This window comes from Streptomyces sp. Je 1-4 4N24 (assembly GCF_026239515.1).
Taxonomy (GTDB): Bacteria; Actinomycetota; Actinomycetes; order Streptomycetales; family Streptomycetaceae; genus Streptomyces; species Streptomyces nigrescens.
This window is the reverse complement of sequence record NZ_CP110836.1, coordinates 695,145-720,269: the sequence shown is the minus strand read 5'-3', so window position 1 is coordinate 720,269 and position 25,125 is coordinate 695,145. Positions and strand designations below refer to the sequence as shown.

Here is a 25,125-nt window from a genome sequence, read left to right as displayed (position 1 = left end):
ATGGCGCGCCCGCGGGGCCGCGGAGGTGCACGGACGTCGCCAGATCGGCCGAGAACCGGGCATGCCACCGGACGCCGGGGGATACGCATGGCGGTGGCGCGCCGTCCGAACCCGTTGAACTCTTCACCGCAAAGGGGCCCGTCGTGGACGAGACCAGTCTGAAGTCGCTGCTCGAACACCTTCCGGTGTCCTGGTGGGAGGCCGACCGTGAGCTACGGGTGATCGACAGCGGCGGGGGTGCCTTCGACGACACGGTGACGGCCCAGCGCTTCCTCGACACCGTGCGCAAGGAGCTTCCCGGGCCGGCCGCAGCACCTGAAATCAGCCATTGGCAGGCACAGTTCGACGGTCGTGTCTTCGATGTGAACTGGCCCCTCGGCGTGCCCCGGCAGGGCCGCTCCCGTGGACTGGCGGTGGAGGTCGGCCCCCCTCCGGCCGGCCCCCGCCGCTACGACGCCTTCGCGGACCTCGCCCCCGCCGCGGCCTTCATCCGGAACGCGAACGGGCGCTACCTCTGGGCGAACCACGCCTACGCCCATCTGTACGGCACCACACCGGAGCACATCATCGGCAAGGACGTCGCCGACGTCGACGGCCCGGCCGACGCCGCGCAGGTGCTGGGCCTGGACCGGGAGGTGCTCGACCGCGGCAAACCGGTCCGGCACACCCTCACCTACCACCGCTTCGACGGCACCGGAGGGCAGGCGGTCGGCCATCGCTTCCCCGTCCGCGAAGGAAGCCAGACCTGCGTGGCGGGCATCTACATCGACATCAGCGACTACACCCGCGCCCTGCGCCAGCGCCGGGAGGCCGAGGAGAGTCTGCACGCACTGCGCGATCACAGCGGACTGCCGTGCGCCCTGATCTCCGCGGGCGGACGGATCCAGCAGGCCAGCGCCGCGGCCGCCGAACTGCTGCGGACCCGGCTCTCCGACCTCGTCGGCCGCCGCGCGCACAGCGTGCTCGCCCCGGCCCCCGAATTACCGGGGCTGCACCGCAGCTGGCTCGACCTGATAGCGCGCCGCAGCCGGCGCATCCAGACGACCGTCGCGCTGGTGGACTCCCGCGGTCACCAGCGGCGCGCCCGGCTGCATCTGACCACGGTGGGCCGCAGTGCGGACCGTGCCACCAGCGTCTGGGCGGTCATCACCCACCAGGGGCTCGCCCATGCGCCCCATCCGCCGCTGACGGCAAGTCAGGTCCGCATCCTGTCCCTGCTGGCCGCCGGCTGCAGCAATGCGGAGATCGCCACCTCCCTGCACCTCTCCCGGCAGACCGTCGACTACCACCTCAGCCGGCTGCGCGATCTCCTGGACGCCCCGACCAGACCCGCTCTGGTCGCGCGCGCCTATGTGCTGGGCATCCTCGCCCCCCAGGCCTGGCCGCCACGCTCGGCGACGGCCTGCCATCCACACAGCGTCACCTGACGATCCTGCCGTCGTCGCCCCGGAGTTTGGGCCACCCGGCTGATTGTGGCCGCCGGGGGTTTTGCTCCCCGCGGGTTGAACGCCGGTGCGGGCCGACCGCGGCAGCACGATACGTCTGGCATCAGAAGGATGAAGAGGCGAGGAGCGTCGTGAGAAGAATCATGCAGGCGGGAACGGTCGTCGGGGCGTGCGGGCTGGTGCTGTTCGGTGGCGGAATGGCTCAGGCCGTCACCATTCCGGACTCTCTGCTCTCCGCGGTGGCGGACGCCGATGTGGGCACCGTGACCGGCACGGTCAACGGCGTGGTCTGCAACAACCGCCTGGGCCAGATCCACTACAGGTCGCCCGTGCTGCTGTCACCCCACGCCTGTGTCAACGGTCCGGTGAACAGCGGCAACAGCCTGCACAGCGGCAACTTCATCAACCACGGGAACCCGAACAACAGCGGGAACCTCTCCAACACCAACGGAACCACCAACGGCGCCAACGCCGTCACCGGTGCTTCGACGGGCAGCAGCAACAACGTCCAGCGCATCCTCGGACTCGGATTCCTGCACCACTGATCCGGACACCGCGCCGACGGATACGGCACCGCGCCGACGGCACACGACCGCCCGGCACAGTCGCCGGGCGGTCGTCGTCGCCGCTGAACCCGCTCCGGCCCCGGAATGCCCGGGGCCGGAGCGCTCAGCGGGCGCTCACAGTTTCTGGTTGCCGTCGTGGCCGATGTGCTGCTGGTTGTTGCTGGCCTTGGTCGCCGCGCCGGTCGTGCCGCCGGTGTCGTCGTTGGTGTTTCCGTTGGTGTTGGTCGGGCTGCCGCTGTTGCTGACGGTGCCGGAGACATGAACGTTCTGCGATCTCCTGGGATTTCCGCTGAGCACCGGTCCGTTGATACAGAATCTGGCCCGGTGCGCGCAGCGGAATCTGGCGTCGAAGCGGGCGACGGTGTCACTGTTCGAGATGCCGTCGCCGCCGGACGACTCGGCCCACGCCAAGGTGGGCGAGACCGTACCGGCGGCCAGGAGCAGACCGCAGGCTCCTGCCATCACGACATTGACGCGTGCCGAATTCTTCACTGTGTGCTCCTGCACTCATGGTGGGTCCCCGGGGATCTTGCTATCCCGGATGCCCGTCACCACCAAGCCTGAGCAACGGCCAGTCCCGCGTATTCACCCTGTCCGATTATGGGATTCACCGTGACGGCCCTGGAATTCCGCGCCGCCATACCGGCGGCCCGCAGGAAGCACGACCTCCTGCGGGCCGGTCCTCAGCGTCCGGCGATCGCCTCGGCGAGGGCCAGGATCCGGCGGGCGTCCTCGACATGCAGGTTCTCGATCATCCGGCCGTCGACGGTGACGACACCGCGCCCTTCGCGGGTGGCTTCGTCGAATGCGTCAATGATCTTCTGCGCACGGGCGATCTGGTCGGCCGACGGCGCGAAGGCCCGGTTGCAGGGTTCGACCTGCGAGGGATGGATGAGCGTCTTCCCGTCGAACCCGAACTGCCGGCCCTGAACGCACTCGGCCTCGAACCCCTCGGCGTTCTTCACGTCGTTGTAGACGCCGTCCAGGATCGCCTTGCCGGTGTCACGGGCCGCCAGCAGCGCCAGGGACAGTCCGGTCAGCAGCGGGGCCCGGCCGGGAACATGCTCGGCGTGCAGCTCCTTCGCCAGGTCGTTGGTGCCCATCACCAGCACGGTGAGCCGTTCACTGGCGGCGGCGACCGCACGGGCGTCCAGCATCGCGCGCGGTGTCTCGACCATGGCCCAGATCGCCGTACGGTCCGGAGCGCCGGCGGCCTCCAGCGCCCGCTCGACCTCCCGCACGGTGTCGGGGGAGTCCACCTTGGGCACCACCACCGCGTCCGGACCGGCCTCGGCGGCGGCCCGGAGGTCGTCGGCGTGCCAGGCGGTCCCCGGGCCGTTGACCCGGATCGTCACCTCCCGGTAGCCGTATTCCCCCGAGGCCGCGGCGGCCGCGACCCGCTTGCGGGCGTCGGCCTTCGCGTCGGGGGCGACGGCGTCCTCCAAGTCGAGGATCAGCGCATCGGCGGGGAGGGACTTGGCCTTTTCCAGGGCGCGTTCATTGGCACCGGGCATGTAGAGCACGGAGCGGCGCGGCCGCAGGATCGCGTCGGACACGGGTCTTACTCCTTCTCGGCCGCGGCGTAGGCGTCGCGCAGCTCGGGGTCGCGGGCGGCGAGGGCGTCGGCGAGTTCGGCGACCACCTGGCACTGCTTGTACGTGGCGTCGTCCTGCATCTTGCCGTCGATCATCACCGCGCCGGTGCCGTCGCCCATCGCCTCGATGACCCGGCGGGCCCAGGCGACATCGGCGGGTGCGGGCGAGAAGACCTTCTTGGCGATGGCGATCTGCACCGGGTGCAGGCTCCAGGCGCCGACACAGCCCAGCAGGAAGGCGTTGCGGAACTGGTCCTCGCAGGCGGTGGTGTCCTTGATGTCGCCGAACGGCCCGTAGTACGGGAGGATGCCGTGCGCCGCACAGGCGTCGACCATGCGCGCGAGGGTGTAGTGCCACAGGTCCTGCTGGAAGGTGGCCCGCGGCGCGGCGCCCTCCGGGCCGTGCGGGTCCTCCCGGACCAGGTATCCGGGGTGACCGCCGCCCACCCGGGTGGTCTTCATCCGGCGGCTGGCCGCGAGGTCGGCGGGGCCGAGCGAGATGCCCTGCATCCGGGGGCTGGCACCGGCGATCTCCTCGACATTGGCGACGCCGGTGGCGGTCTCCAGGATGGCGTGCACCAGGATCGGCCGCCGGATCTGTGCCTTCGCCTCCAGCTGGGCGAGCAGCCGGTCGACGTAGTGGATGTCCTCGGCGCCCTCGACCTTGGGCACCATGATCACGTCCAGCTTGTCGCCGATCTCGCCGACCAGCGTCAGCAGATCGTCCAGCGCCCACGGCGAGTCCAGGCTGTTGATCCGGGTCCACAGCTGGGTTTCGCCGAAGTCGGTGGCCTGGGCGATCTTCACCAGGCCCGACCGGGCGGCTTCCTTGCGGTCGGCGGCGACCGCGTCCTCCAGATTGCCGAGCAGCACGTCCACGGTGGGCGCGATGGCCGGCGCCTTGGCGGCCATCTTCTCGTTGCCCGGGTCGAAGAAGTGGATCATCCGGGACGGCCGGAACGGTACCTCGCGTACCGGTGTGGGCGCCCCGACGGCCAGCGGGCGGAAGAAGTCCTTCGGAGAACGCATGCAGTCTCCCTGGTCGGCTCGGAGGGCGGGCCGCCGCCGGTGCCCGGCGGCGCCATTGCGGCCCTCACTCTAGGCCCGACCAGGGGCAACATTACTGACCAGTACGTGTGCCGTTGGTCACCGTCGGCGAGGAGGCGGGCCGCGGACGCACAGGCCGTCAGCGGCGTTCCCGCACCGTCGGGTTCCCGCCCACCGCGGCCCGCTCAGGCCCCCAGACAGTCGACGAACTTCACCCGGTCGTCCGCGCCCTTGATGAAGTCCTGCGGGGAGTGATTGCGCAAACGGCACATGTCGTAGCGCGCCCGGGGGCCGGCGCCGCCCCCGTCCTGCTCGTAGGAGTGCTGCCCGGACAGCTGACAGGAGTCGTACCGCACGAGCGGGCCCCGGGAGCCGATGCGGTAGCGATGGGGGCTGCTCTCCTCGGCGAAGGGCTTGAAGGCGTTCGCGGTGTCGTCACAGTCGTTGAAGTGCACCGTCCCGCTGTCCCAGGCACAGTCGATCACCACGGTGTCCGGGTCGCGCACCTCGAAGCGGATGTCCTCGGCGTGGAAACGCTGTACGGAGTCGTGGTGCGGGCCGCGCGGGAAGCGGAAGAAGGTGCTGGTGCGTCCGTAGTCGGCGGAGTCCTCGGGGCGGCGGCCGGTGACGATGTAGGAGCCGCCGCGGCAGGTGATGGAACCGCCGTAGGGGAACTCCAGGAAGTTGCCCCAGGCGTACTCGACCTTCATGTCGTTGAACCAGTAGTTGAGGAACTGGTCCTGCTGGCGGTGGCTCAGCGACTTCTCGGACAGCCCGGAGTACAGGAACGCCTTGCGGTAGGCGCCCCCCACACGGCAGGCGTCCCAGCGCATCTCCGAGTTGGTGTTGCTGCCGTCGAGCGCCAGGCCATAAGTCCACTCGCCGGTCCACTCGCATTCGGTGAAGCGGTAGTCCTGGGCCTGACCGGTCGAGTAGGAGTAGAAGAACGAGGCGCCGGGGGTGGCGGCGACAAAGCCCAGCTGCTCGAACATCACATTCGCCCAGCTGTCCTCGTTGCGGCACAGATAGGCGTTGTCGGCCTCGGCCGGTGCGAAGAGCAGCTGTGTCATGCGTTTGCCGGCCCCGCGGAACCGTAAGCCATTGGCCTTGAGCTTTCCTCCGGTGGCGTTGAGCAGGGCGTGGGGCTTGCGTATGAGGTAGGTGCCGGCCGGTATGTCGATCACGGTGCGGCCGATGTGGTCCCACACCCGGCCGGCCGCGTAGGAGTACGCACGGGCGAACGCCCGGCTGTCGTCGGTGCGTCCGTCGCCCTTGGCGCCGCAGTCCGCCACCACGTCGATGACGTCCTTGCCCTTGGGCTTGTGGCCGGTGACCACCGGGGCCCTGGCGTCGTCGGACGACTGCCGGGTGGCAGGGGATGCCGGCTCACACCCGGTGAGGGCGGCCGCCAGCGCCGCGGCCGTACCCGCCAGCACCGTCCGGCGATCGGCGCCACCGGTTGACGGAGAGGTCCTGCCTGCCATGATGTTGCTCCTTCGGGGGTCCATTCATCAGGTGGGGGACATGAGCCAGTTCGGATATGCGATCAGACAGCTGTCTGCGGCCCAGAAATCCGCGAAGGGGGTGTCCCTGTACTCGCGTTATGTGAACCGGCCGGCCGGCCGGGTGCTGGCCGCCGCGGGCTACACCATGAAACTGACACCCAATCAAATCACCATGATCAGCGCGGTGTTCACCTCTGCCGGTGTGGTCATGATTGCGGTGCTCCGCCCCTCGCCCGCCGCGGCGGCCGGCATTTTCGCGGCGCTGGTCCTCGGTTTCGCCCTCGACTCCGCCGACGGGCAGCTCGCCCGGCTGACCGGAACCGGCAGCGCCGCGGGGGAGTGGCTGGACCATGTGGTCGACTGCGCGAAGATGCTCGCCCTCCACATGGCCGTACTCCTCTCGTTCTACCGCTACTTCGGCTTCTCCGACCCCAGGTACCTGCTCCTCCCCGTCGCCTTCCAGTTCGCCGCGGTGATGGTCTTCTTCGGCGGCATCCTCACCGAACAGCTCAAGCGCGCCGACCGGTTGCGGAGCGGTGCGGGCGGTCCGGCCCCCACGGCACCCGCCTCCACGCTGCGCTCCGTCGCCCTGCTGCCGGTCGACTACGGAGTGTTCTGCGCCCTGTTCCTGCTGTTCGGCAGCCGGGACCTGTTCCTGGCTGCCTACTGCTTCCTGCTCGCCGCCCATCTGCTGTTCATGGTGGCGTTCCTGGTGAAGTGGTACCGCGAGTTGTCCGCACCCGGCCGCTGACAGGCCGGGGACGGACACCTCACCGGAGCGGGCGCCCCGGGCCGGGCACCGGATCAGTTCCTCCGGTCACGCCGAATTCGCCAGCCCGTCGAGCACCTTGCGCAGCAGGGTGCTCGACGTGTGCACGGTGTAGGGGAAATAGACCACCTCGACCCCGACCGTCGCGAAATCCCGTTCGAGCTTGTCGCCCTTGCTCGTCCCCCGCCAGTCGTCGCCCTTGAAAATGACGTCGAAGCGCACCTGCTGCCACGTCTCCAATTTGTCGGGCACCGTCTCGACGAATGCCGCGTCCACGAATCGGACGCTGCGTACGATCTCCAGCCGCTCGGTCAGCGGAATGACCGGCGCCTGGCCTTTCGCCTGCATCGCCATTTCGTCCGAGACGACGCCGGCCACCAGATAGTCACACTGGCTTTTCGCGTGCCGGAGAATGTTCAGGTGCCCGACATGGAAGAGGTCATAGACCCCCGGCGCATAACCTACTCGGTGCGTCATTTACCCCCCACTCGGCGTTCGGTCAGTTTCTGGCGGTCACATAGACCGGGCCATTGCGCCCGGACACGTTCGTGCCGTCGGTGACCTCGATCGAGTACCGGTGCTGAGCCCCGGGCTGCACGGTGTCCGTGTAGCTCATGTTGGGGCGGTTCCAGTAGCGCGAATCCTGGTTGAGCGAGGTCAGGTACTCGCCGTCGCGGTAGATCTTGTAGGTCAGGACACCGTCGTCCCGGTCCCACGAGGCCTTCCAGTTCAGCGTGATCTTGCCCCGGGACCCGCTCGCACCGCTGAGCAGCGGCACCTGCGGCGCCCCGGTGTCCGGCCCCGCGGCGAACCGGGTCAGGCCCTGCTGCGGCGCGTCATTGACGGTGGTGAACTCGCCGCCCGCCCACAGGATGCCGTCCCCCACGGTCAGCGCCCGCGGGCCGATCTGCTCGCCGATCCCGTCGTTGGTGTCCGGGAACCACGGCAGGATCGTCTTGTCCGAGATCGACTGCGCCAGGAAGTGCTGACGGTTGTTGATATCGGTGAAACCGCCCGGGGTGTTGGAGCAGTCGTGTGCATGGGAGCCGCTGTAGAGGACGCCCTTGTACGGCAGTACCGCCTGGGTGGCGCCCAGGCAGGTGTCCTTCCAGAGCTGCGCGCCGTCCGACAGCCGGCCGGCCGCGCGGCCGTCGAAGACCCCGCCGCCGGTGCCCTCGGCGCCCAGATAGAAGTTGGTCCCGTCGTTGACAAGCGACTTGACCGCCGACCTCTGGGGAATCCAGCCGGCGAAGGAGTTGACGACCCGCCCGGTGGTCGCGTCCAGCCCGGCCAGCGCGTGCACGCTCAGCCAGCTGCCGTTCACCGAGGTGAACCGGCCGCCGATGATGACCTTGTTGAGCTGGGGGGCGACCGTGATGGCGTTGACCGCCGGTGTGGGGTCGTTGCCGACCGAGGAACCACGGATCGTCGCCTTGAACGGGAGCAGCTCGCCGTCGGGCCGCAGTGCGGCGATCCGCTCGCGGGTCTGTCCCTGGACGGTGGCGAAGCCGCCGCCGATGTAGACGGTGTCGGCGGTGACGTCCAGGGCCCGGACGGTCGAGCTGACCGTCGGCTGCCAGTCCGCACCGATGGTGCAGTCGGCGGTGTTGAGGGCGGCCGTGTTGGACCGGCCCACCGGGCCGGCCTTCCCGAACGAGCCGCCGATGTAGATCTTCGAGCCGTCGGGCGAGGCCTTCATGGCCCGGATGGTGCCCGTGCCGCCGGTGAACGCCGGGGCGCACGGCAGCGGTTCACCGGTTTTGGCGTCGAAGGCCGCGAAGTTCTTACGGGCGAGCTCTCCGGCGGAACCGGGTGCGGCACCCGGCGGCCGGATGTGGCTGAAGGTGCCTCCTACGTAGACGATGCCCTTGGCGTAGGCCATGGCCCATACGATGCCGTCGGTCTGCCAGGTGCTCAGCGGATCGGCGGTGAGGGTGGTTTCACCGGCGGCCTGAGCGGTACCGGCGGAAAGGGCCGTCGATGCGGTGCCCAGCACCGCTGCGGCGAGCAAGAGATGGACAGGTCTGCTTCTTTGGCGCACAGGTCCCCCCTGGAAGCATGGCGCGATCGGAATTGTCAGGGTAGGACGTGGGAACGCGACGAGTTCTGTGCGGAAATGGGACCGGTGTTCACGGTGAGTTTCCCGAACCACGCTTGCGCAGCGCCCCGAAGAACTCCCCTACCCCCAGCGGCAAACGATAGCGCCAGACGGCCGCGCCGAAAGCCCCAATGGCTAAAACAATTCCCAAAAGCGCGCCGGGAAGGCTGTCCCCGAAAAGCGTCCGCAGGGCGAACACCGGGAGCGCCACCGTCACGATGCCGATCGCCGCGGCGGACAGATAGCCCCGGTCGACGGTGCGAAAGCCCAGGCGGTAGCGGGCCAGCAGCGCCGAGGCACCGTTGTCCACCACGATCGCCAGACCCCAGGACACCGCCGCCCCCAGCACCCCGTACCGCGGCACCAGCCATACCCCGCTGCCCAGTTGGAGCACGAACGCGGTGCCCGCAACCACCAGATTCCAGACGCTCCGACCGGCCATGAGGATGACCGTCTGCGCATTGCCGACGCCGACATTGACCAGACAGGCCGCCGCCAGCACCACCAACCCCGCCGCGCCCTCGTCGAAGCCGGGCCCGAAGAGCGACAGCACGGTCCGTGGGTAGGCCGCGAGGACCAGGAAAACGGGCCACGAGAAGAGCGCGATCCAGCGGGTCGACAGCCTGTGCAGATGATGGGCGCCGTGCGTGTCGCCACCCGCCAGCAGCCGGCTGATCTGCGGCGCCACCGCCAGTCTGATCGCCAGCTGGAGCAGCGACCCCGCGGTGACCAGACGCCCGATCGCCGTGTAGATGCCGGCGTCGGTGCCGGTGCCCAGCACCGACAGCAGAATCACCCCGACCCACACCGCGGCGATGTCGAAGACGGAGGAGACCGCCCGCGGTCCGGCGAAGGCCCAGAACTCCCGTGCCTGCGACGGCGGTTGACCGGAGCCCGGATGCGCACGGCGGGACCGGCGCAGCGAGACGCAGGCCGCCACCGCACCCAGCACCCCGGGCGCCAGCCAGGCCGCGGAGAGCCCGGCCACGCTCGGTGCGAGCAGGACCAGCGGCACCGCGAGCAGTACCCGTACGGCCGGCTTGCCGATCTGCTCCACACCCACGAAGGGCACCACCGAGCCGTACCCCCGGGTGGCCCCGAGCAGCACCAGTGCCACCGTCGTCACCGGAAGAAAGACCGCGAACAGCCGTATCAGCGCGGCGGCCTGGCCCGGGTCCAGCTCGGGCAGCAGCAGGCCGGCGAGCCCGGGGGAGCACAGCAGCACGGCCGCCCCCGCGGCGCTCGCCAGCAGCGTCGGCAGGACCGAGATCCGCAGCAGTGCCGGTACGCCGGCCCCGCCGCTGAGTTCCAGGTCCCGGGAGACGAAGCGGACCAGCGCGGTATCGGCCCCCAGCTTCAGCGCATTGCTCAGGATGGTGAAGGCCGCGACACCCGTGAAGACCGCACCGGCCCCGTGGGCCCCGAGGCCATGGGTGATGACGGCGACGAGCACGAACCCGAACAGCGCGTTGGCGGCCGAACCCGCCAGGCCGAACAGGCTGCCGCGGGCGGTCGTGCCCACTCCGCGCCCGCCGGCCGCGGCCCCTCCCGGCGCCGCGGGCGCGGACCGGCCGTCCGCGCCCGCCGGACGGATGGCCGTCACCTGCGCAGCGAGGTGGTGTCGGCGTCGAGGGGGGACGCTCCGTCCTGCGGTGCCGGGCCGAGGCGGGGCGGCGGCGGGCCGGGCCGGGGCGCCGGTGCCACCGCGGCGGCCCGCGGACGGCCCCGGCCGCGCTTGCGGTGCGTCGGCCCGCCGTCCGTCAGCCGGCGCAGCGACGTCGCGCGGCTGCCCTTGTCCAGGACGGCCCCCAGGATGTGCCCGCCGGCGCCGGTGATCAGCTCCCACACCCGGTCCAGATCGTCCCGGCGGACCTCGTTGAGATCACAGACCACGACGACGCCGGCCGCCTGCTTGGCGACGGCCAGCCCGTCCGCATGTGACAGCAGGGGCCCGGTGACGACCACGACATGCTCGTTCGGGCCGGACGGTGTGTTCAGCAGCCGCGCGAACTGCGGTGAGGACAGGGCACGTGCCGGGTTGGGCACCTCCCGGCCGGGCAGCAGATCGAACCGCCCGTCCACGCCCGCGTCCACGGCGCGCCGCTCGCCGTCCGCCCAGCTGCCCGGCACCGGACGTCCGTGACCGGGGTGCAGCGGGAGCCGCTGGGCGAGCTGCGGAGTGCGCAGATCGGCCTCGACCAGCAGGATGTCGTTGCCGATCTCGGCGAACGCACCGGCCAGGTTGACCGCGACCGAGACGGCCTCCGCGTTCTCCCGGGGCGAGACGACCAGCAGGCTGCCACGTCCCGCGAAGCGCTGGTCGTGCACCAGCCGGAAAGCGATCGTCCGGTAGGCCTCCGCGCGGTTGCCGCGGCCGGTCCGTCCGACCTCCAGCAGCTCCGTACCGCCCTGCCGGCGCGGCAGTATGCCGAGCACCGGTGCCCGCAGATTGTCCTGCACATCCGCCACCGACCGGACCCGCGGCTCCACCACCGAGCGGATCCAGGCCGCCAGGATGCCCAGCACCAGACCGACCACGGCCCCGGCGAGCAGCAGCACGGCGAGACCGGGGCTGGACGGGAAGGCCGGCGGATCGCCCTTGCGGACGATGTCACCGGGCGTGGTGTCGAGGGACTTCAGGCTGGAGATCCGCCCCTGCAGATCCGCTATCTCCGACACCAGATTGCTGCGCTCGGACTCATCGGTGGCCCGTCCCGCCGCACCGTTCCCGCCCGCGATCCGCCGGTCCAGCACCTTGCGCTGTTCCTGCAGCGGCTTGAGTTCGGCGCTCAGCTTGCCGACGGTCTTGTCGATCCGCTGGGTCGCGGCATCCTGCCGGTACTTCAGATACGCCTGCACGAAGGCATTGACGAGCGCGGACGCCCGGTCCGCGGAATCCGCGCTGTACTCGAACATCAGGGTCTGGGTCTCGGGCGGATTGCTCACCCGCAGATCGCGCTGGAGCGCGGCCGGATCGGTCTCCAGCTTGAGGGCCTTGGCCGCGCCGGCCGCGACCGAGGCGCTCTGGGCGATCTGCCGCTCGGTGCCCATGCTGATCTGCTTGTCCACCGAGACCCCGCCGGCCTCGAAGGGCGCCGTACTGATCGCATGGACCACGACCTCGCCGGTCGCCGTATAGGTCGAACCGCCGAGCAGGGACACGGCGCCACCGCCGAGCATGCCCAGCACCAGCCCCAGCACGACCAGGGCGCGATACCGGAAGAGCTGGCGCAGCTGGTCCCGGATCTGGTCCGGCTCCTCCGCGGGCTCGTCGAAGACGCTCACGTACGTGCTCCTCCTGTGGGTAGAGGCAAGGCGGGGCGGTGCGCTGGTGACGTCGAGGCGCACGCGGGGTCCTCGGCGGACGGCGGAAGGGCCCGCCGTCCCGTTTTACGGGTGATCAGTAGCGGGACACAGACCAGCAGCGCGAGCGGGCCCACGATGGCCATCAAACTGCCGCGCAGCAGCACCAGTTGGTAGAAGCCGAAGGCCGGTACCAGCAGCGCCGCGAGGGTCCCCGGGTGCCGCCGCAGCCGGTGCCGGAGGTTGTCGATGCGTCGCCCCACCGCGCCGATCAGGCCGAAGACGGCGATGACCGACGGGAAGCCGGCCCACATGTACGACTCGATCCACAACGGCGCGGAGAGGTTCTCGAAGGTGTACCCGGCGTGCCGGGCGAGCAGGATGCCCGCGTCATCGGGCTTGCCGGGCCAGACGGCCCGCGGCACGAAGAACAGCGGGGGGCCCAGCGCGGCCGTCGGGGTGAAGCCATGGGTACGGACGTAGTCCACGCCCGTCTCGATCTGCTGGAACGCGTCATAGTCACCGTTGGATGTGAACTGCTCGGCGAGCGAGACGACATGGACGGCTTCCCGCTTGTCGTAGCGGAAGTAGTCGCTGTACGGGAAGACCACCAGCACCACGGCCGCCACCACCGCCGCGCCCATCCGGAAGGCCCGCGGTCCGCGCAGCCAGGAGGCGCTGAAGACCAGCGCCAGCAGGACCGTTCCTGCCCAGAAACGCGGCTGGCTGATGGGGTTGTTGACCACCACGTTCACCGCGATCAGCAGCGGGAGCAGCAGCCACCGTAATCCGCGCAGGGTCCGGTCGCCGGCCGTGAACCGCGGTACGTGCACCAGCCCCACCAGCGCCCAGAAAGCCGGCACCGACAGGGCCCAGGCGGCCATCGCCCGGTCCGCTGACGCGGCCGGCGCAGCCTGCGCCGCCGCCTCGTTGGCGGCCTGCCGGCTGAGGAAGAACGCCGACAGCCCGCCCTGACCCGGGATCAGCGCGACCGCCAGCAGCAGCGCCAGACCGCACAGCAGCAGCACCCGCCCCGGCGACAGCCGCCGGGCCAGAAGCGGTTCGAGGACCGTGGAGGTGCGCGCCGACCGCCAGGACGCCACTGCCGACCCCGCGCTGTAGGCGAGAAGTCCCGTCTCCACCACGGCCGTTGTCACGAACGCGGTGTTCGCGTCGACGACGAAACCCCGCGGGTACGCGTCCGTCGCGAGCATCGCCAACGGCGCAAGTCCCAGCCACACATAGGAAAAGAGCCAGAAACCGAAGGCGATCAGCCGCGCCCGGACGTCCGTCAGCACCCGGGCCAGCGCCGCACCCGTGTGCACCACCACCACGCACTGCACGGCGAGCGCGGCACCGAGACGGGCGTCGAGCGACTGCAGGATCAGCACCGGCAGCAGCACCACCAGCAGCAGCGCCCAGCAGCACAGTGCGGCGATGCCACGCACCGGCTCCGCGGTGCCCGGACGTTTCCCGTGCAGCATCGGCCCACCTCCCCCCAACTCCCCACCAGCGACCACAATCTAAGGGACATCGGGAAACAAGGTCGCCTTCGGGACACAATCGCAACGCAATTCACAGCCCGCGGGCCCCGGCAGGCTCCTACGATGACCGCACATCCAGAGGGGGGCCTTTAGTGGAAGATTCGTTCGCGGGCCGGTGCGTGCTTGTGGTCTCGACCAACTACGCACCCGAACACACCGGCATAGGGCCGTACTCGACACAGATCGCCGAGCATCTGGCCGCAACCGGCGCCGACACCCATGTCCTCGCGGGCATGCCGCACTATCCCGCCTGGCGGGTGGCGGACGGCTATCGCGGCCGATGGCGCGTCCGGGAGCGCCGCGGCGGGGTGACGGTGCACCGCCGGCGGCACACCGTTCCGCCGCACCAGACCGCCCTGCGCCGGGCGCTGTTCGAGGCGAGCATCCTGGCCCACAGCGCCATGGCACCACCGCGCATCCGCCCCGACGTGGTGCTCACCCAGATGCCCAGCCTGGCCGGGGGAGTGCTGGGCGGGCGGCTGGCGCGGCAGTCCGGGGTACCGCATGTCGTGGTCGTCCAGGATCTGATGGGGGCCGCCGCCGAGCAGAGCGGCATCCGGGGCGGGGGCCGGGCCGCCGCCCTGGCCGGGGCGGTGGAGGCGCGGGTACTGCGTCAGGCGGCCGTCGTCGGGGTGGTTCACGAGTCGTTCGTGGACCGGGTCACGGCGATGGGCGTGCCGCGCGGACGGGTGCATGTGGTGCCCAACTGGACGCATGTGCAGGGCCCGACCGGCGACCGCGACCGCACCCGGGCACGACTGGGCTGGTCCGACGGCGACACCGTGGTGCTGCACGCCGGCAACATGGGCCTCAAGCAGGGGCTGGAGGTACTGGTCGAGGCCGCGCGGCTCGCCGATCAGGAAGCCGCGCCCGTGCGGTTCGTGCTCATGGGGGACGGCAATCAGCGCGCGCACCTGCAACGGCTCGCCGCGGGCGTCTCCACGCTGTCCTTCCTGCCGCCCGCCGACGCCGAGGACTTCCCCGAGGTGCTCGCCGCCGCCGATGTGCTGGCGGTGACCCAGAAGGCCTCCGTGCTGGACATGAGTCTGCCGTCCAAGCTGACCTCGTACTTCATGACGGGCCGGCCGGTGATCGCCTCGGTGGCCGCCGAAGGGGGCACCGCCCAGGAGGTCCTGCGCTCGGGTGCCGGGACGGTGCTCGCACCGGAGGACCCGAAGGCGCTGCTGGCGGAGGCCCGTGCGCTCGCCGACGACCCCGGGCGGGCGGCCCGGCTGGGAGCCCGGGGCCCGGAGTACGTCGAGCAGCGGCTGAGCAGCCGGGCCGGTCTGGAGCGGATCACCGAGCTGCTGCGGATCGCCCGTGCCGGCCGGGCAACCGGCCGTTAGGGGGCGTCTTCCCTAGCCGCAGGCGGCGGGGCGAGGGCCCCCGCCGCCTCCGGTTATCCGGCGCCGGGCCGCGCGAGCGACCCGTACCACTCCTCCAGTTGGTCGGCCACGGCCGTGAGCGAGAACTCCGCGTCGACGGCCGCATGACCGGCGCGGGTGACGCGCTCCCGCAGCGGGGGGTCCTCCAGGAGCCGCAGCACCGCCTCCGCCAGCTGCTCCGGCGAACCGTCGGTGACCACAGCGGCCTCGCGCCGCCGGAGCGCACCGGCGATCCCACAGCTGTCGGTGCAGACCACCGGGGTGCCCACCGCCAGGGACTCCAGCACACTCATCGGGAACGGCTCGTCGACGCTGGGCAGCACGTACACGGTGGCCTGCGCCGTCCGCCGCACCGCGGCGTCGTGATCGAGCGCTCCGCCGTATGTCACCACGTCGCCGAGCCCCTCCTCGGCGATCAGCCGCCGGACCTCCGCCAGCCGTCCCTCGTCCGAACCGTGCAGGGTGAAGGACACCTCGGGCCGTTTGCGGTGCACCAGCGCCGCCATCCGCACGAAGGCCTCAGGGCGTTTGCGGCTCTGCAGACGCGCGAGGAACAGCACATCCGTACTGCTCCGCTCCGCGTCGGCCGGGCGGGAGCGGACCCCGTTGGGGAGTCTGACCAGCCGCGGCCCGCGCGGGCCCAGTACCTGCCGCAGCCCGGCCTCTTCCTCGTCGGTGAGGACCAGCGCAGCGGCCGCCCGGCGCAGCAGCGGGACATAGACCCGGTCGAAGAGCCGGGCCACGGCCGAGCCGCGGGGCTGGACCATGCCATGGGTCTGCACGAGGAACGGGCGGCGGCGCACCGCGGCCACCACGAGCGCGGCCAGGGACACCAGGTCCCGCCCGGCGTGCAGCTGCACGGCGTCGGCCCGGCCCACCCGCCGCCAGAGCGCGGGCAGCAGCCCCGGGTGGAACAGGCCGAGGAAGCCCTGCCCCGGCACCAGCGTGCGGGCGGTCCGGGCGTACAGCGGTACCCCGTCGACGGACCGCGGGGGTGCGCTCCGGCCCCGCCACAGCGAGACCAGCTCCACCTCGTGCCCCCGCGAGGCCAGTTCGCCCAGCTGCCCGGTGGCCACGCTCACCGGACCGCCGTACGCCCCGTCGTCGCTGACCAGCGTCACGACATGGGTGATCCTCATACGGCACCCCCGGTGGTGTGCACGGCCCCCGGCGGCACATCGCGGTGGGCGACCGCACCGGCCCCGACCACCGCGTCCGCTCCGACGGTGACCCCGCGCAGCACCATGGCGCGGGCGGCCACCCAGGAGCCGGGCTCCAGACGGATCGGAGCGTTGTCGAACTCGAAGGTGGGGGAGCGGCGTTGATGGCTCCCGGTGCACAGCAGGGCACCCTGGGACACACAGACGTCATGGCCGATGGTGATCGGTTCCAGGTTGATCAGCCAGGAGTCCTCACCCACCCAGACGTCATCGCCGACCGTCAGCTTCCACGGCCACTGCACCCGCACCCGGTGCCGGATGAGCACCCGGGCGCCGACCCGGGCACCGAAGGCCCGCAGCAGCGGGGGACGCAGCCGCGGCGGGCACCACCACTTCATGAACAGGACATTGAGCACGACGAACCAGGCGACCTGGGTCAGCAGCCCCCGTCCCTTGTCGTAGCCGGCGCCGGTGAAGCCGCGCAGCCGGCGGTCGGTGGCGGTGACCGTCATCGGTCCACCCGCACCCGGTGACCGGAGAGTTCGTCCTCCAGCTGCCGTATGTCCGACTCCACCATGATCCGGGCGAGTTCGTCGAACTGCACCTTCGCCGACCAGTCCAGCAGGCTCTTGGCCTTGGACGCGTCGCCGATGAGCGCGTCCACCTCGGAGGGCCGCTCGTACTTCGGGTCGAAGCGCACACTGCGTTCCCAGTCCAGCCCCACCGTGTCGAAGGCGGCCTGCAGGAAGTCCCGTACGGTCGCGGCCACCCCGGTCGCCACCACATAGTCGTCGGGCTCGTCGCGCTGCAGCATCCGCCACATGGCCTCCACGTACTCCGGGGCGTAACCCCAGTCGCGGACGGCATCGAGGTTGCCGAGGTAGAGGTGCTCCTGCAGGCCCGCCTGTATGCGGGCCACCGCACGGGTGATCTTGCGGGTGACGAAGGTTTCGCCGCGCCGCGGGCTCTCGTGGTTGAAGAGGATGCCGTTGACCCCGAACAGGCCGTATGCCTCGCGGTAGTTGACCGTGGACCAGTACGCCATGACCTTGGCGCAGCCGTACGGGCTGCGCGGATGGAAGGGCGTCGCCTCGTTCTGCGGCGGCGGGGTCGCGCCGAACATCTCCGAGGACGAGGCCTGGTAGAGCCGGGTCTGCACCCCGCTGGCGCGGATGGCCTCCAGCAGCCGTACGGCGCCCAGCCCGGTCACATCGCCGGTGTACAGCGGAGCGTCGAAGGAGACCCGGACATGGGACTGGGCCCCGAGGTTGTAGACCTCGTCGGGCTGCACATCGCGCAGCAGATTCACCAGGGCCACACCGTCCGACAGATCGACGTGGTGCAGCAGCAGCCGCCGGTCGGGGGTGTGCGGGTCCTGGTAGATGTGGTCGATGCGCTCGGTGTTGAAGCTCGACGAGCGTCTCATCAGCCCGTGCACCTCATAGCCCTTGCTCAGCAGCAATTCGGCGAGATATGACCCGTCCTGACCGGTGATTCCGGTGATGACCGCGGTTTTCGGCATGGCTTCCCCCCACGAGAAGTGATGTGCATCGTGATCGAACTTGATGGATTACCCACGCGCCGGCGGACCGCGGGGCGTGGACGCTACCCGCTCCGTCGCCACTGGTCGAGAGCGATGGGTGGCAGATATTTCCTGAAATAGCCGGTGGGCGTGTCGGGTTGACTGACACAATCCGGCCCATGGATGACTTGCTGCCCACACCCGCTCGCGTGTTTGTCGCGGGCCACCGAGGTCTGGTGGGATCCGCCGTGGCCCGGCGGCTGTCCGACCGGGGCTATGACGTGCTGACCCGTACCCGCGCGGAGCTCGACCTGCGGGATGCCGGGGCCACCGCGGCCTATCTGCGCTCGGCCCGGCCCGACGCCGTCGTCCTGGCGGCCGCCAAAGTCGGCGGAATCATGGCCAACAGCACCTACCCCGTGCAGTTCCTCGAGGACAATCTGAGCATCCAGCTCAGCGTCATCGCGGGCGCGCACCAGGCGGGGGTGCGCCGACTGCTGTTCCTCGGATCGAGCTGTATCTACCCCAAGCACGCCGCGCAGCCCATCACCGAAGACGCCCTGCTGAGCGGCCCGTTGGAGCCCACCAACGAGGCCTATGCGCTCGCCAAGATCGCCGGCCTCGTCCAGATCCGCTCCTACCGCCGGCAATACGGTGCCTCCTTCATCTCCGCCATGCCGACGAACCTCTACGGGCCCGGCGACAACTTCGACCTCGAGACCTCGCATGTGCTGCCCGCCCTCATCCGCCGGTTCCACGAGGCGAAGGAGCAGGGGCTGCCGGAGCTCACCCTCTGGGGTACCGGCACACCGCTGCGCGAGTTCCTGCACGTCGACGATCTGGCCGCCGCCTGCGAGGTGCTGCTGCGCCGCTATGACGGCGACGACACCGTCAACGTCGGCTGCGGAACGGACCTGACCATCGCCGACCTGGCCTCCTGTGTCGCCTCCGCGGTGGGCTACGAGGGCCGGATCGCCTTCGACCCGTCCCGCCCCGACGGCACCCCGCGCAAGCTGCTCGACATCAGCAAGATGCGTGCCCTGGGCTGGTCGCCCACCATCCCGCTCGCCGAGGGCATCGCCCGGACCTACCGGGCATGGCGAGAGGAGCCGGCCACGGTGTGAGGGCCCCCGACCCGTGCTGTGCCCCCGGCGCCCGCCCCATGGCGAGGCGCCGGACGCACACCGGAGCCCGCTAGGGCGTGTCGTTCGGATCATGGCGGGCTCGCGGGGTCTGGCACGCACGCTCGCCGCGTTGTCGTCACTCGCCGACGCTCCGCGTCGACTCCCTCCTCCGCCTTGCGATCGCACGCACCAGACCCCGCTCCCTGATCCGCCCTGATCCGAACGACACGCCCTAGTACGCACCGCGCCCGTCCACGACGGCACGCACGGTCCGGACCAGCACACCGATGTCGCGGGTGTAGGACCAGTTGTCCACATAGCTCAGATCCAGGGCGATGGTCTCGTCCCAGGTGAGATCGGACCGCCCGCTGACCTGCCACAGACCGGTCAGACCCGGTTTGACGGACAGCCGGCGGAGCTCGGTCCCGTCGTACCGCTCCACCTCTTCGGGCAGCGGAGGCCGCGGGCCGACCAAGGACATATGGCCGGCCAGGACATTGAACAGCTGGGGCAGTTCGTCCAGCGAGAAGCGGCGCAGCAGCCGGCCCACCGGTGTCACCCGCGGATCCCGCCGGATCTTGAACATCGCCCCGTCGTGCTCGTTCGCCGCCTCCAGCGCGGCCCGCATCCGGTCGGCGGTGACGACCATCGTGCGGAACTTCCACATCCGGAACGGCATCAGATCCTGGCCGACCCGGATCTGCCAGTAGAACACCGGCCCACTGGAGGTGAGCCTTATCGCCGCCGCCACCAGGGCGAACACAGGGGAGAGCAGCATCAGCAGCAGCAGCGCTCCCAGCCGGTCCGTGATCTGCTTCAGCAGCACCGGCATCCCCCGCCGCGCCGCCGGGTCTATGTGCATCACCGTCAGGCCCGCCGCCTTCGCGAGCCGGACACGGTGCTGCGACACATCGATCAGGCCCGGCAGTATGGCCAGATTCCGGCCTCCGTCGTGCAGGGCCCAGGCGAGCCGCCGCACCCGCGCCGCGGACAGCTGACGGCCCGGCGCCACGAAGACGAGATCGGCGTCGAGTTCGGCGGCGCACCCGAGGACGGTCTCGCCCTCCAGTGCCGCTTCGGGTGTGTTCCCGTCGGACGCGAGCCGGGCAGGGACGGGCACCGCCGAGTCGGTGGTCTCCTCGCCGACGAGACAGCTGCCGACGACGACATATTCATGATCGGTACGGTGTGCCAGCTCCGCGAGCACCACATCGACGGCGCCCGCCTCCCCGACGATCAGCACCCGGCGCAGCGCCTGCGCGCGACGCCGGATGGCCAGCAGATACCGGTGCACGAGCTTGCGCCGGGCCACGCCCAGTGCCAGGCACGGCAGCAGCGCGAGCACACAGACCTTGAGCGAGACCTCGACCCGCGCCGCGACGCAGACGACGGCCAGCACGCCCAGCATGGTCAGCCAGTCCCGCAAGACCGGCAGCACGGCATCGTCACCGGCCGGTTCCTCCCGGCTGTAACGATTCTTCGAGGCACCGACGGCCAGCCATGACGCACACGCCAGCGCCGCGGTGAGCAGTGGCTGTGGCTGCTGTGTCACGGCACAGAGCAGCCACACCGGCAGCAGGACACCCCCCGTGTCGACGGCTAACGCCAGCTGCCGCAGCCGCCGTTCCGTCGGCTTGTTTCTGTCTTTTCCGCCGCGTTCCGGTGCGCGGTCCAACTTGGCTGTCCCGGCAGGTGAATCGATCACCCTTGCTCCGGCAGCTTCGAACAACCCCATGGCCCCCCACTTGGTCGTCCCCTTCACTTCCGGCGCGGCTGGAGCCCCCCGGCCACACAACCGCCCCCGTGTCGGACGTGACGCTAGAGCACGCTGCGCCCGACTGCTGTGGTTTACCTATTTTGAGTGTTCTTGTGTCCCATTGTTTACAAGCGCGTGAGCACGTGATCCGGTTTCGGCCGGTGCCCGGGGGCCGGCGCGGGGCGGGCCGCGGCCGTCCGACAGCCGCCGCCGGACGATTCCGGTGTGCCCGGCAGTGCCCTGGATAGCATGCCGGTCATGAACAGTGATCTTTTCGCCTCGGAGAACATGGCCACACCGGCCACGGCGCCCGGAATGACGCAGCAGAACGCCAAATCCCTCAAGTACGCGCTGGACGGCGAGTGTTATGCCCGTCAGGGCGCGATGATCGCCTACCGCGGTGATCTGCAATTCGAGAAGCAGGGGCAGGGCATCGGCAAGTTCCTCAAGCGCGCGGTCACCGGCGAGGGGCTGGCGCTGATGGCTGTACGGGGCCGTGGCGAGGTGTGGTTCGCGCACGAGGCCGCCAATTGTTTCATCATCGACCTCGCCCCCGGCGACGGCATCACCGTCAACGGCCGGAATGTGCTGTGCTTCGACCCGTCCCTCTCCTACGAGATCAAGGTCGTCAAGGGCGCCGGCATGGCGAGCGGAGGGCTCTTCAATTCCGTCTTCAGCGGCCAGGGCAAGCTGGGCGTGATCTGTGAGGGCAACCCCATCGTGATACCCGTGTCCCCGCAGTCCCCGGTCTTTGTCGACACCGACGCCGTGGTCGGCTGGAGCAGCGGCCTGCAGACCTCGCTGCAGCGTTCGCAGAGCCTCGGCTCGATGCTCCGCGGCGGCTCCGGCGAGGCCGTCCAACTCCGCCTCGACGGCGAGGGATTCGTGATCGTACGGCCCAGCGAACTCCGCCCGGAGAAGGAATCCGGCAACTGATCCGGTTCAGCCCCGCGCCGGCCCGGGACAAGAGCCTCCGTCCTGCGTGGGAGCCCCCTGCTGATGCGCACGCCGGGCCGCCCGGCGCCGGACGGCCGCGCGCCGCGAGCCCGCGGAGGCGGCTTCGCGTGACGCGCCGCTGCCTGGCATGATCGCGCCCATGGCTGAACGCGTGATCGCCGCCTGTGACGGCGCCTCGAAAGGAAACCCCGGGCCCGCGGGCTGGGCCTGGGTCATCGCCGACGATGCGGAAACCGTCGTCCGGTGGGAGGCCGGGCCGCTGGGCACCGCGACGAACAATGTCGCGGAACTCACGGCGCTGGAACGTCTGCTGACAGCCACCGATCCGGCCGTCCCGATGGAAATCCGGATGGACTCCCAGTACGCGATGAAGGCCGTCACCACCTGGCTGCCCGGCTGGAAACGCAAGGGGTGGAAGACGGCCGCGGGCAAGCCGGTCGCCAATCAGGAACTGGTGGTCAGCATCGACGCGCTGCTCACGGGCCGCTCCGTGGAGTTCCGGTACGTTCCCGCGCACCAGGTGGACGGCGACCCGCTCAACGACTTCGCCGACCGTGCGGCGAGCCAGGCAGCGATCGTCCAGGAAGCCGCCGGCAGCGCCCTCGGCTCCCCGCAGCCGCCGCCCGCCCCCGATGCCGTACGGCCCGCCGCCACCCGCCGACGCGCCTCCGGCCCGGCAGCAAAGAAGGCATCCGCACCGCAGCGGCGCACCTCGGGCAAACCGACGCGCACCCTCAACGCCAAGTTCCCCGGCCGCTGCCGCTGCGGTCGCTCCTACGCGGCGGGCGAGCCCATCACCAAGAACCCGGACGGCTGGGGACACCCCGCCTGCCGCTCCGCGGCGGGGGACGACTAGGCGCTGTCCGGCGGGTCCGGTGACCGGGCGGCGTCCGTCCGGATCCGACTCCCGTAGCCGGGAGAAACCGCCTGGCCGAGCCTGTGCCACATGATGCAGCCGGCAACTCAACGCGGAGAGGGGGACGAAGGGCGAGCCCCGGCGCCGGACTAGGCACCCTCGGCCGCGAACGGGCCGTCCGGGCCGAAGGCCAGGGCGGCGAAGTGTTCGCCGATGCGGCGGTGGGCGGCGGCGTCGGGGTGGAGCTGGTCGGGCAGTGGTAGTTCGGCGAAGTCCGTCTCGCCGTAGAGGTCGCGGCCGTCGAGATGGTGCAGGTTCGGGTCGTCGGCTGCCCGCTGCTTCACCAGGCGGGCCAGTTCGTCCCGGATGACGTTGAGCGTCAGCTTTCCGGCGGCCCGTTCCGCGGGGTCGCCCATGGCCTTGAACTGGAGCTTCCCCTCGCTGAGGTTGCTGAAGTCCGGGGCGCTGGGGCCGGGGGTGTCCTCGTGGATGGGGCAGTGGATGGGCGAGACGACCAGCAGCGGAGTGGTGGGATGGCCCTCGCGGATGGTGTCGAGGAAGCCGTGCACCGCCGGAGCGAAGGCGCGCAGCCGCATCAGGTCGGCGTTGACCAGATTGATGCCGATCTTGACGCTGATCAGGTCCGCGGGGGTGTCCCGCAGGGCGCGGGCGGTGAACGGGTCGAGCATGGCGCTGCCGCCCAGACCCAGGTTGGTCAGTTCCACGCCGCCGAGGGTGGCGGCCAGCGCGGGCCAGGTGGTGCTGGGGCTCGCGGCGTCGGAGCCATGGCTGATCGAACTTCCGTGGTGCAGCCACTTCTTGCGGCCCCCCTCCGGGAGGGGCTCGACGGGGGCATCGGTGCGCAGGGCGGTCAGCTGGGTGATCTCGTTGTGCGGCAGCCAGATCTCGACGTCCTTGACGCGGTCGGGGAGGCCGGAGAACCGGGCGGTGCCGGCCGGGCCGGGCAGGGTTTCCGCGGTCCCGGTGGTCATGTCCACCATCTGGATATTGCCGCCGGTCATGCTTGTCTGCCCGCCGAGCTGCCCGTCGACGAACAGGTCGTACACGCCATCGGGGCGGGGCGGGGCGCCCTGGTAGGCATTCTTGGTGCGCAGCCCATCCAGCTCGACAACGGTGGCCCGGGTGCGGAACACCAGCCGTACGCCCGACGGCTGGGCCTCCGCCATGGCCAGGTAGACGTCGGCGCATTGCGCGCGGGCCCTGGCGGGCAGCCGGTGCGGCAGCACCCCGTGCTCGGTGTGCTCCAGATCGAGCGCGCCGCGCAGCAGGTCCGCGGTAACGGGAGTGGTGATCCAGCCAGTTGCCGGGGGCGTGGCGGCGGAGCGGGGGGCGGGGGCAGGCTGAGAACTCATGATCCCAGCGTGTCAACCGCATACCTGATCCGCACATCATTTTCCGGCCCCTCGCCCCCGCCATGACGTCACGGTCGCTAGCGTCGAGGACCATGCGGATTCTGGTACTGGGCGGGACGTCGTTCGTGGGCCGCGCCATCGTGGACGATGCGCTGCGCAGCGGCGCCGAGGTGACCTTGTTCGGCCGGGGGAGGACCGGGACGGAGCTGTTCCCCGGGCTGCCCCGGCTCATCGGTGACCGGGACACCGGCGACTACGCGGCGCTGCACAACGGGAGGTGGGACGCGGTCGTGGATGTCAGCGGCTACGTGCCACGGCATGTCGGGCAGGCGATGGACGCGCTGGAGGACCGGGCCGGGCGGTATCTCTTCATCTCCAGCCATGCGGTGTACCGGCGCACGGGTGTGGGGCCGGGGTCGGCCGAGGACACCCCGCGTCGCCCGCCCGTGCGGGACACCGAGGAGCTCAGCGAGGAGACCTACGGTCCGCTCAAGGTGGCCTGCGAGGACGATGTGGTGGCCCGGTACGGCCCCCGGGCGACGGTGGTGCGGCCGGGAAAGGTGGCCGGGCCGCACGATCCGACGGACGCCCTCATGTACTGGGTGCGCCGGGCCGCGCGCGGTGGACGGGTGGCACTGCCCGCCGACCCCGGGCAGCCGGTGCAGCTCGTCGACTCGCGTGATCTGGCCCGTCTGGTGGTGCAGTTGCTCGCCGACGCGCGGCCGGGTGCGTTCCACGCGGTGGGGCCGGACGAGCCGGTCACCCTCGGCGGGCTCATCGAGACCTGTGCGCGGGTGGCGGGCACCGAGGTCGAGATCGTTCCGGTGTCGCCCGAGGGACGGCCACCGATGTTCCCGCTCGTCCGGCCGGACCGGACGTCACAGCAGCGCAGTCCGGCGCGCGCCCGGGCGGCGGGCCTGCCCACGACCCCGCTGGAGGTGACCCTGTCCGACGTTCTGGCCTGGGACCGCGGGCGTGGCGAGCCGCCGCTGGCGGGCGGTTACTCGCCCGAGGAGGAGCGGGCGGTGCTCGCGCGGCACGACGCCGGGGCCGTCGACGGGTGACCGGCAGGGGACCGGGGGAGTCCGAACTGCGCTCGCCGCGGCGGACGGCCACCGGAC

At 70.7% G+C, this 25,125-nt stretch carries 22 protein-coding genes; 8 read left to right on the top strand and 14 right to left on the bottom strand.

Going from position 1 to position 25,125, the window contains the following annotated elements; translation table 11 throughout:
- Window positions 1-143 precede the first annotated feature (143 nt).
- Window positions 144-1,427 carry a PAS and helix-turn-helix domain-containing protein gene (locus tag SLV14N_RS02805; protein WP_208679565.1) on the top strand — a complete coding sequence of 428 codons (1,284 nt, stop codon included), beginning with the start codon at window positions 144-146 and terminating at the stop codon, window positions 1,425-1,427.
- Between the two features lie 161 nt (window positions 1,428-1,588).
- A complete protein-coding gene (locus tag SLV14N_RS02800; RefSeq protein ID WP_208687663.1) occupies window positions 1,589-1,990 on the top strand; it encodes a hypothetical protein in 402 nt (133 codons plus the stop codon).
- Window positions 1,991-2,125: 135 nt separating this feature from the next.
- On the opposite strand, the gene SLV14N_RS02795 is transcribed toward SLV14N_RS02800, so the two are convergent.
- From SLV14N_RS02795 to SLV14N_RS02780, 4 genes are all read right to left on the bottom strand, one after another.
- Window positions 2,126-2,503: a hypothetical protein gene (locus SLV14N_RS02795; protein WP_208679564.1), complete on the bottom strand. Its 378-nt coding sequence runs from the start codon at window positions 2,501-2,503 to the stop codon at window positions 2,126-2,128.
- A 191-nt stretch (window positions 2,504-2,694) separates the two neighbouring features.
- Entirely contained in the window at window positions 2,695-3,567 is an 873-nt protein-coding gene (locus SLV14N_RS02790; RefSeq protein WP_259670082.1) for a CoA ester lyase, read from the bottom strand.
- A gap of 5 nt (window positions 3,568-3,572) precedes the next feature.
- A complete protein-coding gene (locus SLV14N_RS02785) occupies window positions 3,573-4,634 on the bottom strand; it encodes a CoA ester lyase (RefSeq protein ID WP_208679563.1) in 1,062 nt (353 codons plus the stop codon).
- A gap of 203 nt (window positions 4,635-4,837) precedes the next feature.
- Entirely contained in the window at window positions 4,838-6,136 is a 1,299-nt protein-coding gene (locus tag SLV14N_RS02780; protein ID WP_263267864.1) for a glycoside hydrolase family 55 protein, read from the bottom strand.
- A gap of 40 nt (window positions 6,137-6,176) precedes the next feature.
- On the opposite strand from SLV14N_RS02780, the gene SLV14N_RS02775 reads away from it, so the two are divergent.
- The gene (locus SLV14N_RS02775) at window positions 6,177-6,908 is read left to right on the top strand and encodes a CDP-alcohol phosphatidyltransferase family protein (protein ID WP_263267863.1); all 732 of its coding nucleotides are present in this window, start codon (window positions 6,177-6,179) and stop codon (window positions 6,906-6,908) included.
- A 66-nt stretch (window positions 6,909-6,974) separates the two neighbouring features.
- On the opposite strand, the gene SLV14N_RS02770 is transcribed toward SLV14N_RS02775, so the two are convergent.
- The 5 genes from SLV14N_RS02770 to SLV14N_RS02750 form a co-directional block, all read right to left on the bottom strand.
- Window positions 6,975-7,403 (bottom strand): adenylyltransferase/cytidyltransferase family protein, encoded by a 429-nt coding sequence (locus SLV14N_RS02770; RefSeq protein ID WP_018091949.1) that lies wholly within the window; start codon window positions 7,401-7,403, stop codon window positions 6,975-6,977.
- Between the two features lie 22 nt (window positions 7,404-7,425).
- The gene (locus SLV14N_RS02765) at window positions 7,426-8,937 is read right to left on the bottom strand and encodes a fibronectin type III domain-containing protein (RefSeq protein WP_263267862.1); all 1,512 of its coding nucleotides are present in this window, start codon (window positions 8,935-8,937) and stop codon (window positions 7,426-7,428) included.
- A 118-nt stretch (window positions 8,938-9,055) separates the two neighbouring features.
- Window positions 9,056-10,627 (bottom strand): oligosaccharide flippase family protein, encoded by a 1,572-nt coding sequence (locus SLV14N_RS02760; RefSeq protein ID WP_263267861.1) that lies wholly within the window; start codon window positions 10,625-10,627, stop codon window positions 9,056-9,058.
- Entirely contained in the window at window positions 10,624-12,309 is a 1,686-nt protein-coding gene (locus tag SLV14N_RS02755) for a polysaccharide biosynthesis tyrosine autokinase (RefSeq protein WP_263267860.1), read from the bottom strand. The genes SLV14N_RS02760 and SLV14N_RS02755 overlap by 4 nt, the downstream gene beginning before the upstream one ends.
- Window positions 12,306-13,811, bottom strand: coding sequence for a hypothetical protein (locus SLV14N_RS02750; protein ID WP_263267859.1), 1,506 nt, complete (start codon window positions 13,809-13,811; stop codon window positions 12,306-12,308). Before SLV14N_RS02750 ends, SLV14N_RS02755 begins: the two co-directional genes overlap by 4 nt.
- 185 nt (window positions 13,812-13,996) lie before the next feature.
- Between SLV14N_RS02750 and SLV14N_RS02745 the strand changes: the two genes are divergently transcribed.
- Window positions 13,997-15,217 (top strand): glycosyltransferase, encoded by a 1,221-nt coding sequence (locus SLV14N_RS02745; RefSeq protein WP_263273008.1) that lies wholly within the window; start codon window positions 13,997-13,999, stop codon window positions 15,215-15,217.
- Window positions 15,218-15,270: 53 nt separating this feature from the next.
- Here the strand turns inward: SLV14N_RS02745 and SLV14N_RS02740 are convergent, their stop codons facing one another.
- The 3 genes from SLV14N_RS02740 to gmd are packed head-to-tail and all read right to left on the bottom strand — an operon-like array spanning window position 15,271 to window position 17,938.
- Window positions 15,271-16,395, bottom strand: a complete 1,125-nt coding sequence (locus SLV14N_RS02740; RefSeq protein ID WP_263267858.1) for a glycosyltransferase — start codon at window positions 16,393-16,395, stop codon at window positions 15,271-15,273.
- Window positions 16,392-16,928 carry a DapH/DapD/GlmU-related protein gene (locus tag SLV14N_RS02735; protein WP_262042633.1) on the bottom strand — a complete coding sequence of 179 codons (537 nt, stop codon included), beginning with the start codon at window positions 16,926-16,928 and terminating at the stop codon, window positions 16,392-16,394. Before SLV14N_RS02735 ends, SLV14N_RS02740 begins: the two co-directional genes overlap by 4 nt.
- Window positions 16,925-17,938 (bottom strand): GDP-mannose 4,6-dehydratase, encoded by a 1,014-nt coding sequence (gene gmd, locus SLV14N_RS02730; protein ID WP_263267855.1) that lies wholly within the window; start codon window positions 17,936-17,938, stop codon window positions 16,925-16,927. The genes SLV14N_RS02735 and gmd overlap by 4 nt, the downstream gene beginning before the upstream one ends.
- 179 nt (window positions 17,939-18,117) lie before the next feature.
- Here gmd and SLV14N_RS02725 point away from each other — a divergent pair, with 179 nt between their 5' ends.
- Complete coding sequence (locus tag SLV14N_RS02725) at window positions 18,118-19,062, top strand: GDP-L-fucose synthase (RefSeq protein ID WP_208679554.1); 945 nt, start codon at window positions 18,118-18,120, stop codon at window positions 19,060-19,062.
- A 232-nt stretch (window positions 19,063-19,294) separates the two neighbouring features.
- On the opposite strand, the gene SLV14N_RS02720 is transcribed toward SLV14N_RS02725, so the two are convergent.
- Window positions 19,295-20,632 carry a sugar transferase gene (locus SLV14N_RS02720; protein WP_263273007.1) on the bottom strand — a complete coding sequence of 446 codons (1,338 nt, stop codon included), beginning with the start codon at window positions 20,630-20,632 and terminating at the stop codon, window positions 19,295-19,297.
- Between the two features lie 444 nt (window positions 20,633-21,076).
- Between SLV14N_RS02720 and SLV14N_RS02715 the strand changes: the two genes are divergently transcribed.
- Together SLV14N_RS02715 and SLV14N_RS02710 are read left to right on the top strand one after the other, a co-directional pair.
- On the top strand, window positions 21,077-21,754 hold the full coding sequence (locus SLV14N_RS02715; protein WP_208679553.1) for an AIM24 family protein: 678 nt from the start codon (window positions 21,077-21,079) through the stop codon (window positions 21,752-21,754).
- Between the two features lie 148 nt (window positions 21,755-21,902).
- Window positions 21,903-22,631: a ribonuclease H gene (locus SLV14N_RS02710; protein WP_208679552.1), complete on the top strand. Its 729-nt coding sequence runs from the start codon at window positions 21,903-21,905 to the stop codon at window positions 22,629-22,631.
- Window positions 22,632-22,780: 149 nt separating this feature from the next.
- Here the strand turns inward: SLV14N_RS02710 and SLV14N_RS02705 are convergent, their stop codons facing one another.
- On the bottom strand, window positions 22,781-24,004 hold the full coding sequence (locus SLV14N_RS02705; protein ID WP_263267854.1) for a GDSL-type esterase/lipase family protein: 1,224 nt from the start codon (window positions 24,002-24,004) through the stop codon (window positions 22,781-22,783).
- Window positions 24,005-24,096: 92 nt separating this feature from the next.
- On the opposite strand from SLV14N_RS02705, the gene SLV14N_RS02700 reads away from it, so the two are divergent.
- Entirely contained in the window at window positions 24,097-25,068 is a 972-nt protein-coding gene (locus SLV14N_RS02700) for an NAD-dependent epimerase/dehydratase family protein (RefSeq protein ID WP_208679550.1), read from the top strand.
- The last annotated feature ends 57 nt before the right edge of the window (window positions 25,069-25,125 follow it).

Excerpts from the sequence above, each read along its gene's own strand:
- SLV14N_RS02735 (WP_262042633.1), bottom strand. The coding sequence starts at position 16,928 with ATGACGGTCACCGCCACCGACCGCCGGCTGCGCGGCTTCACCGGCGCC.
- SLV14N_RS02700 (WP_208679550.1), top strand. The coding sequence starts at position 24,097 with ATGCGGATTCTGGTACTGGGCGGGACGTCGTTCGTGGGCCGCGCCATC.
- SLV14N_RS02775 (WP_263267863.1), top strand. The coding sequence starts at position 6,177 with ATGAGCCAGTTCGGATATGCGATCAGACAGCTGTCTGCGGCCCAGAAA.
- SLV14N_RS02770 (WP_018091949.1), bottom strand. The coding sequence starts at position 7,403 with ATGACGCACCGAGTAGGTTATGCGCCGGGGGTCTATGACCTCTTCCAT.
- SLV14N_RS02800 (WP_208687663.1), top strand. The coding sequence starts at position 1,589 with ATGCAGGCGGGAACGGTCGTCGGGGCGTGCGGGCTGGTGCTGTTCGGT.
- SLV14N_RS02750 (WP_263267859.1), bottom strand. The coding sequence starts at position 13,811 with ATGCTGCACGGGAAACGTCCGGGCACCGCGGAGCCGGTGCGTGGCATC.
- SLV14N_RS02725 (WP_208679554.1), top strand. The coding sequence starts at position 18,118 with ATGGATGACTTGCTGCCCACACCCGCTCGCGTGTTTGTCGCGGGCCAC.
- SLV14N_RS02740 (WP_263267858.1), bottom strand. The coding sequence starts at position 16,395 with ATGAGGATCACCCATGTCGTGACGCTGGTCAGCGACGACGGGGCGTAC.
- SLV14N_RS02705 (WP_263267854.1), bottom strand. The coding sequence starts at position 24,004 with ATGAGTTCTCAGCCTGCCCCCGCCCCCCGCTCCGCCGCCACGCCCCCG.
- SLV14N_RS02710 (WP_208679552.1), top strand. The coding sequence starts at position 21,903 with ATGATCGCGCCCATGGCTGAACGCGTGATCGCCGCCTGTGACGGCGCC.
- SLV14N_RS02785 (WP_208679563.1), bottom strand. The coding sequence starts at position 4,634 with ATGCGTTCTCCGAAGGACTTCTTCCGCCCGCTGGCCGTCGGGGCGCCC.
- SLV14N_RS02715 (WP_208679553.1), top strand. The coding sequence starts at position 21,077 with ATGAACAGTGATCTTTTCGCCTCGGAGAACATGGCCACACCGGCCACG.
- gmd (WP_263267855.1), bottom strand. The coding sequence starts at position 17,938 with ATGCCGAAAACCGCGGTCATCACCGGAATCACCGGTCAGGACGGGTCA.
- SLV14N_RS02780 (WP_263267864.1), bottom strand. The coding sequence starts at position 6,136 with ATGGCAGGCAGGACCTCTCCGTCAACCGGTGGCGCCGATCGCCGGACG.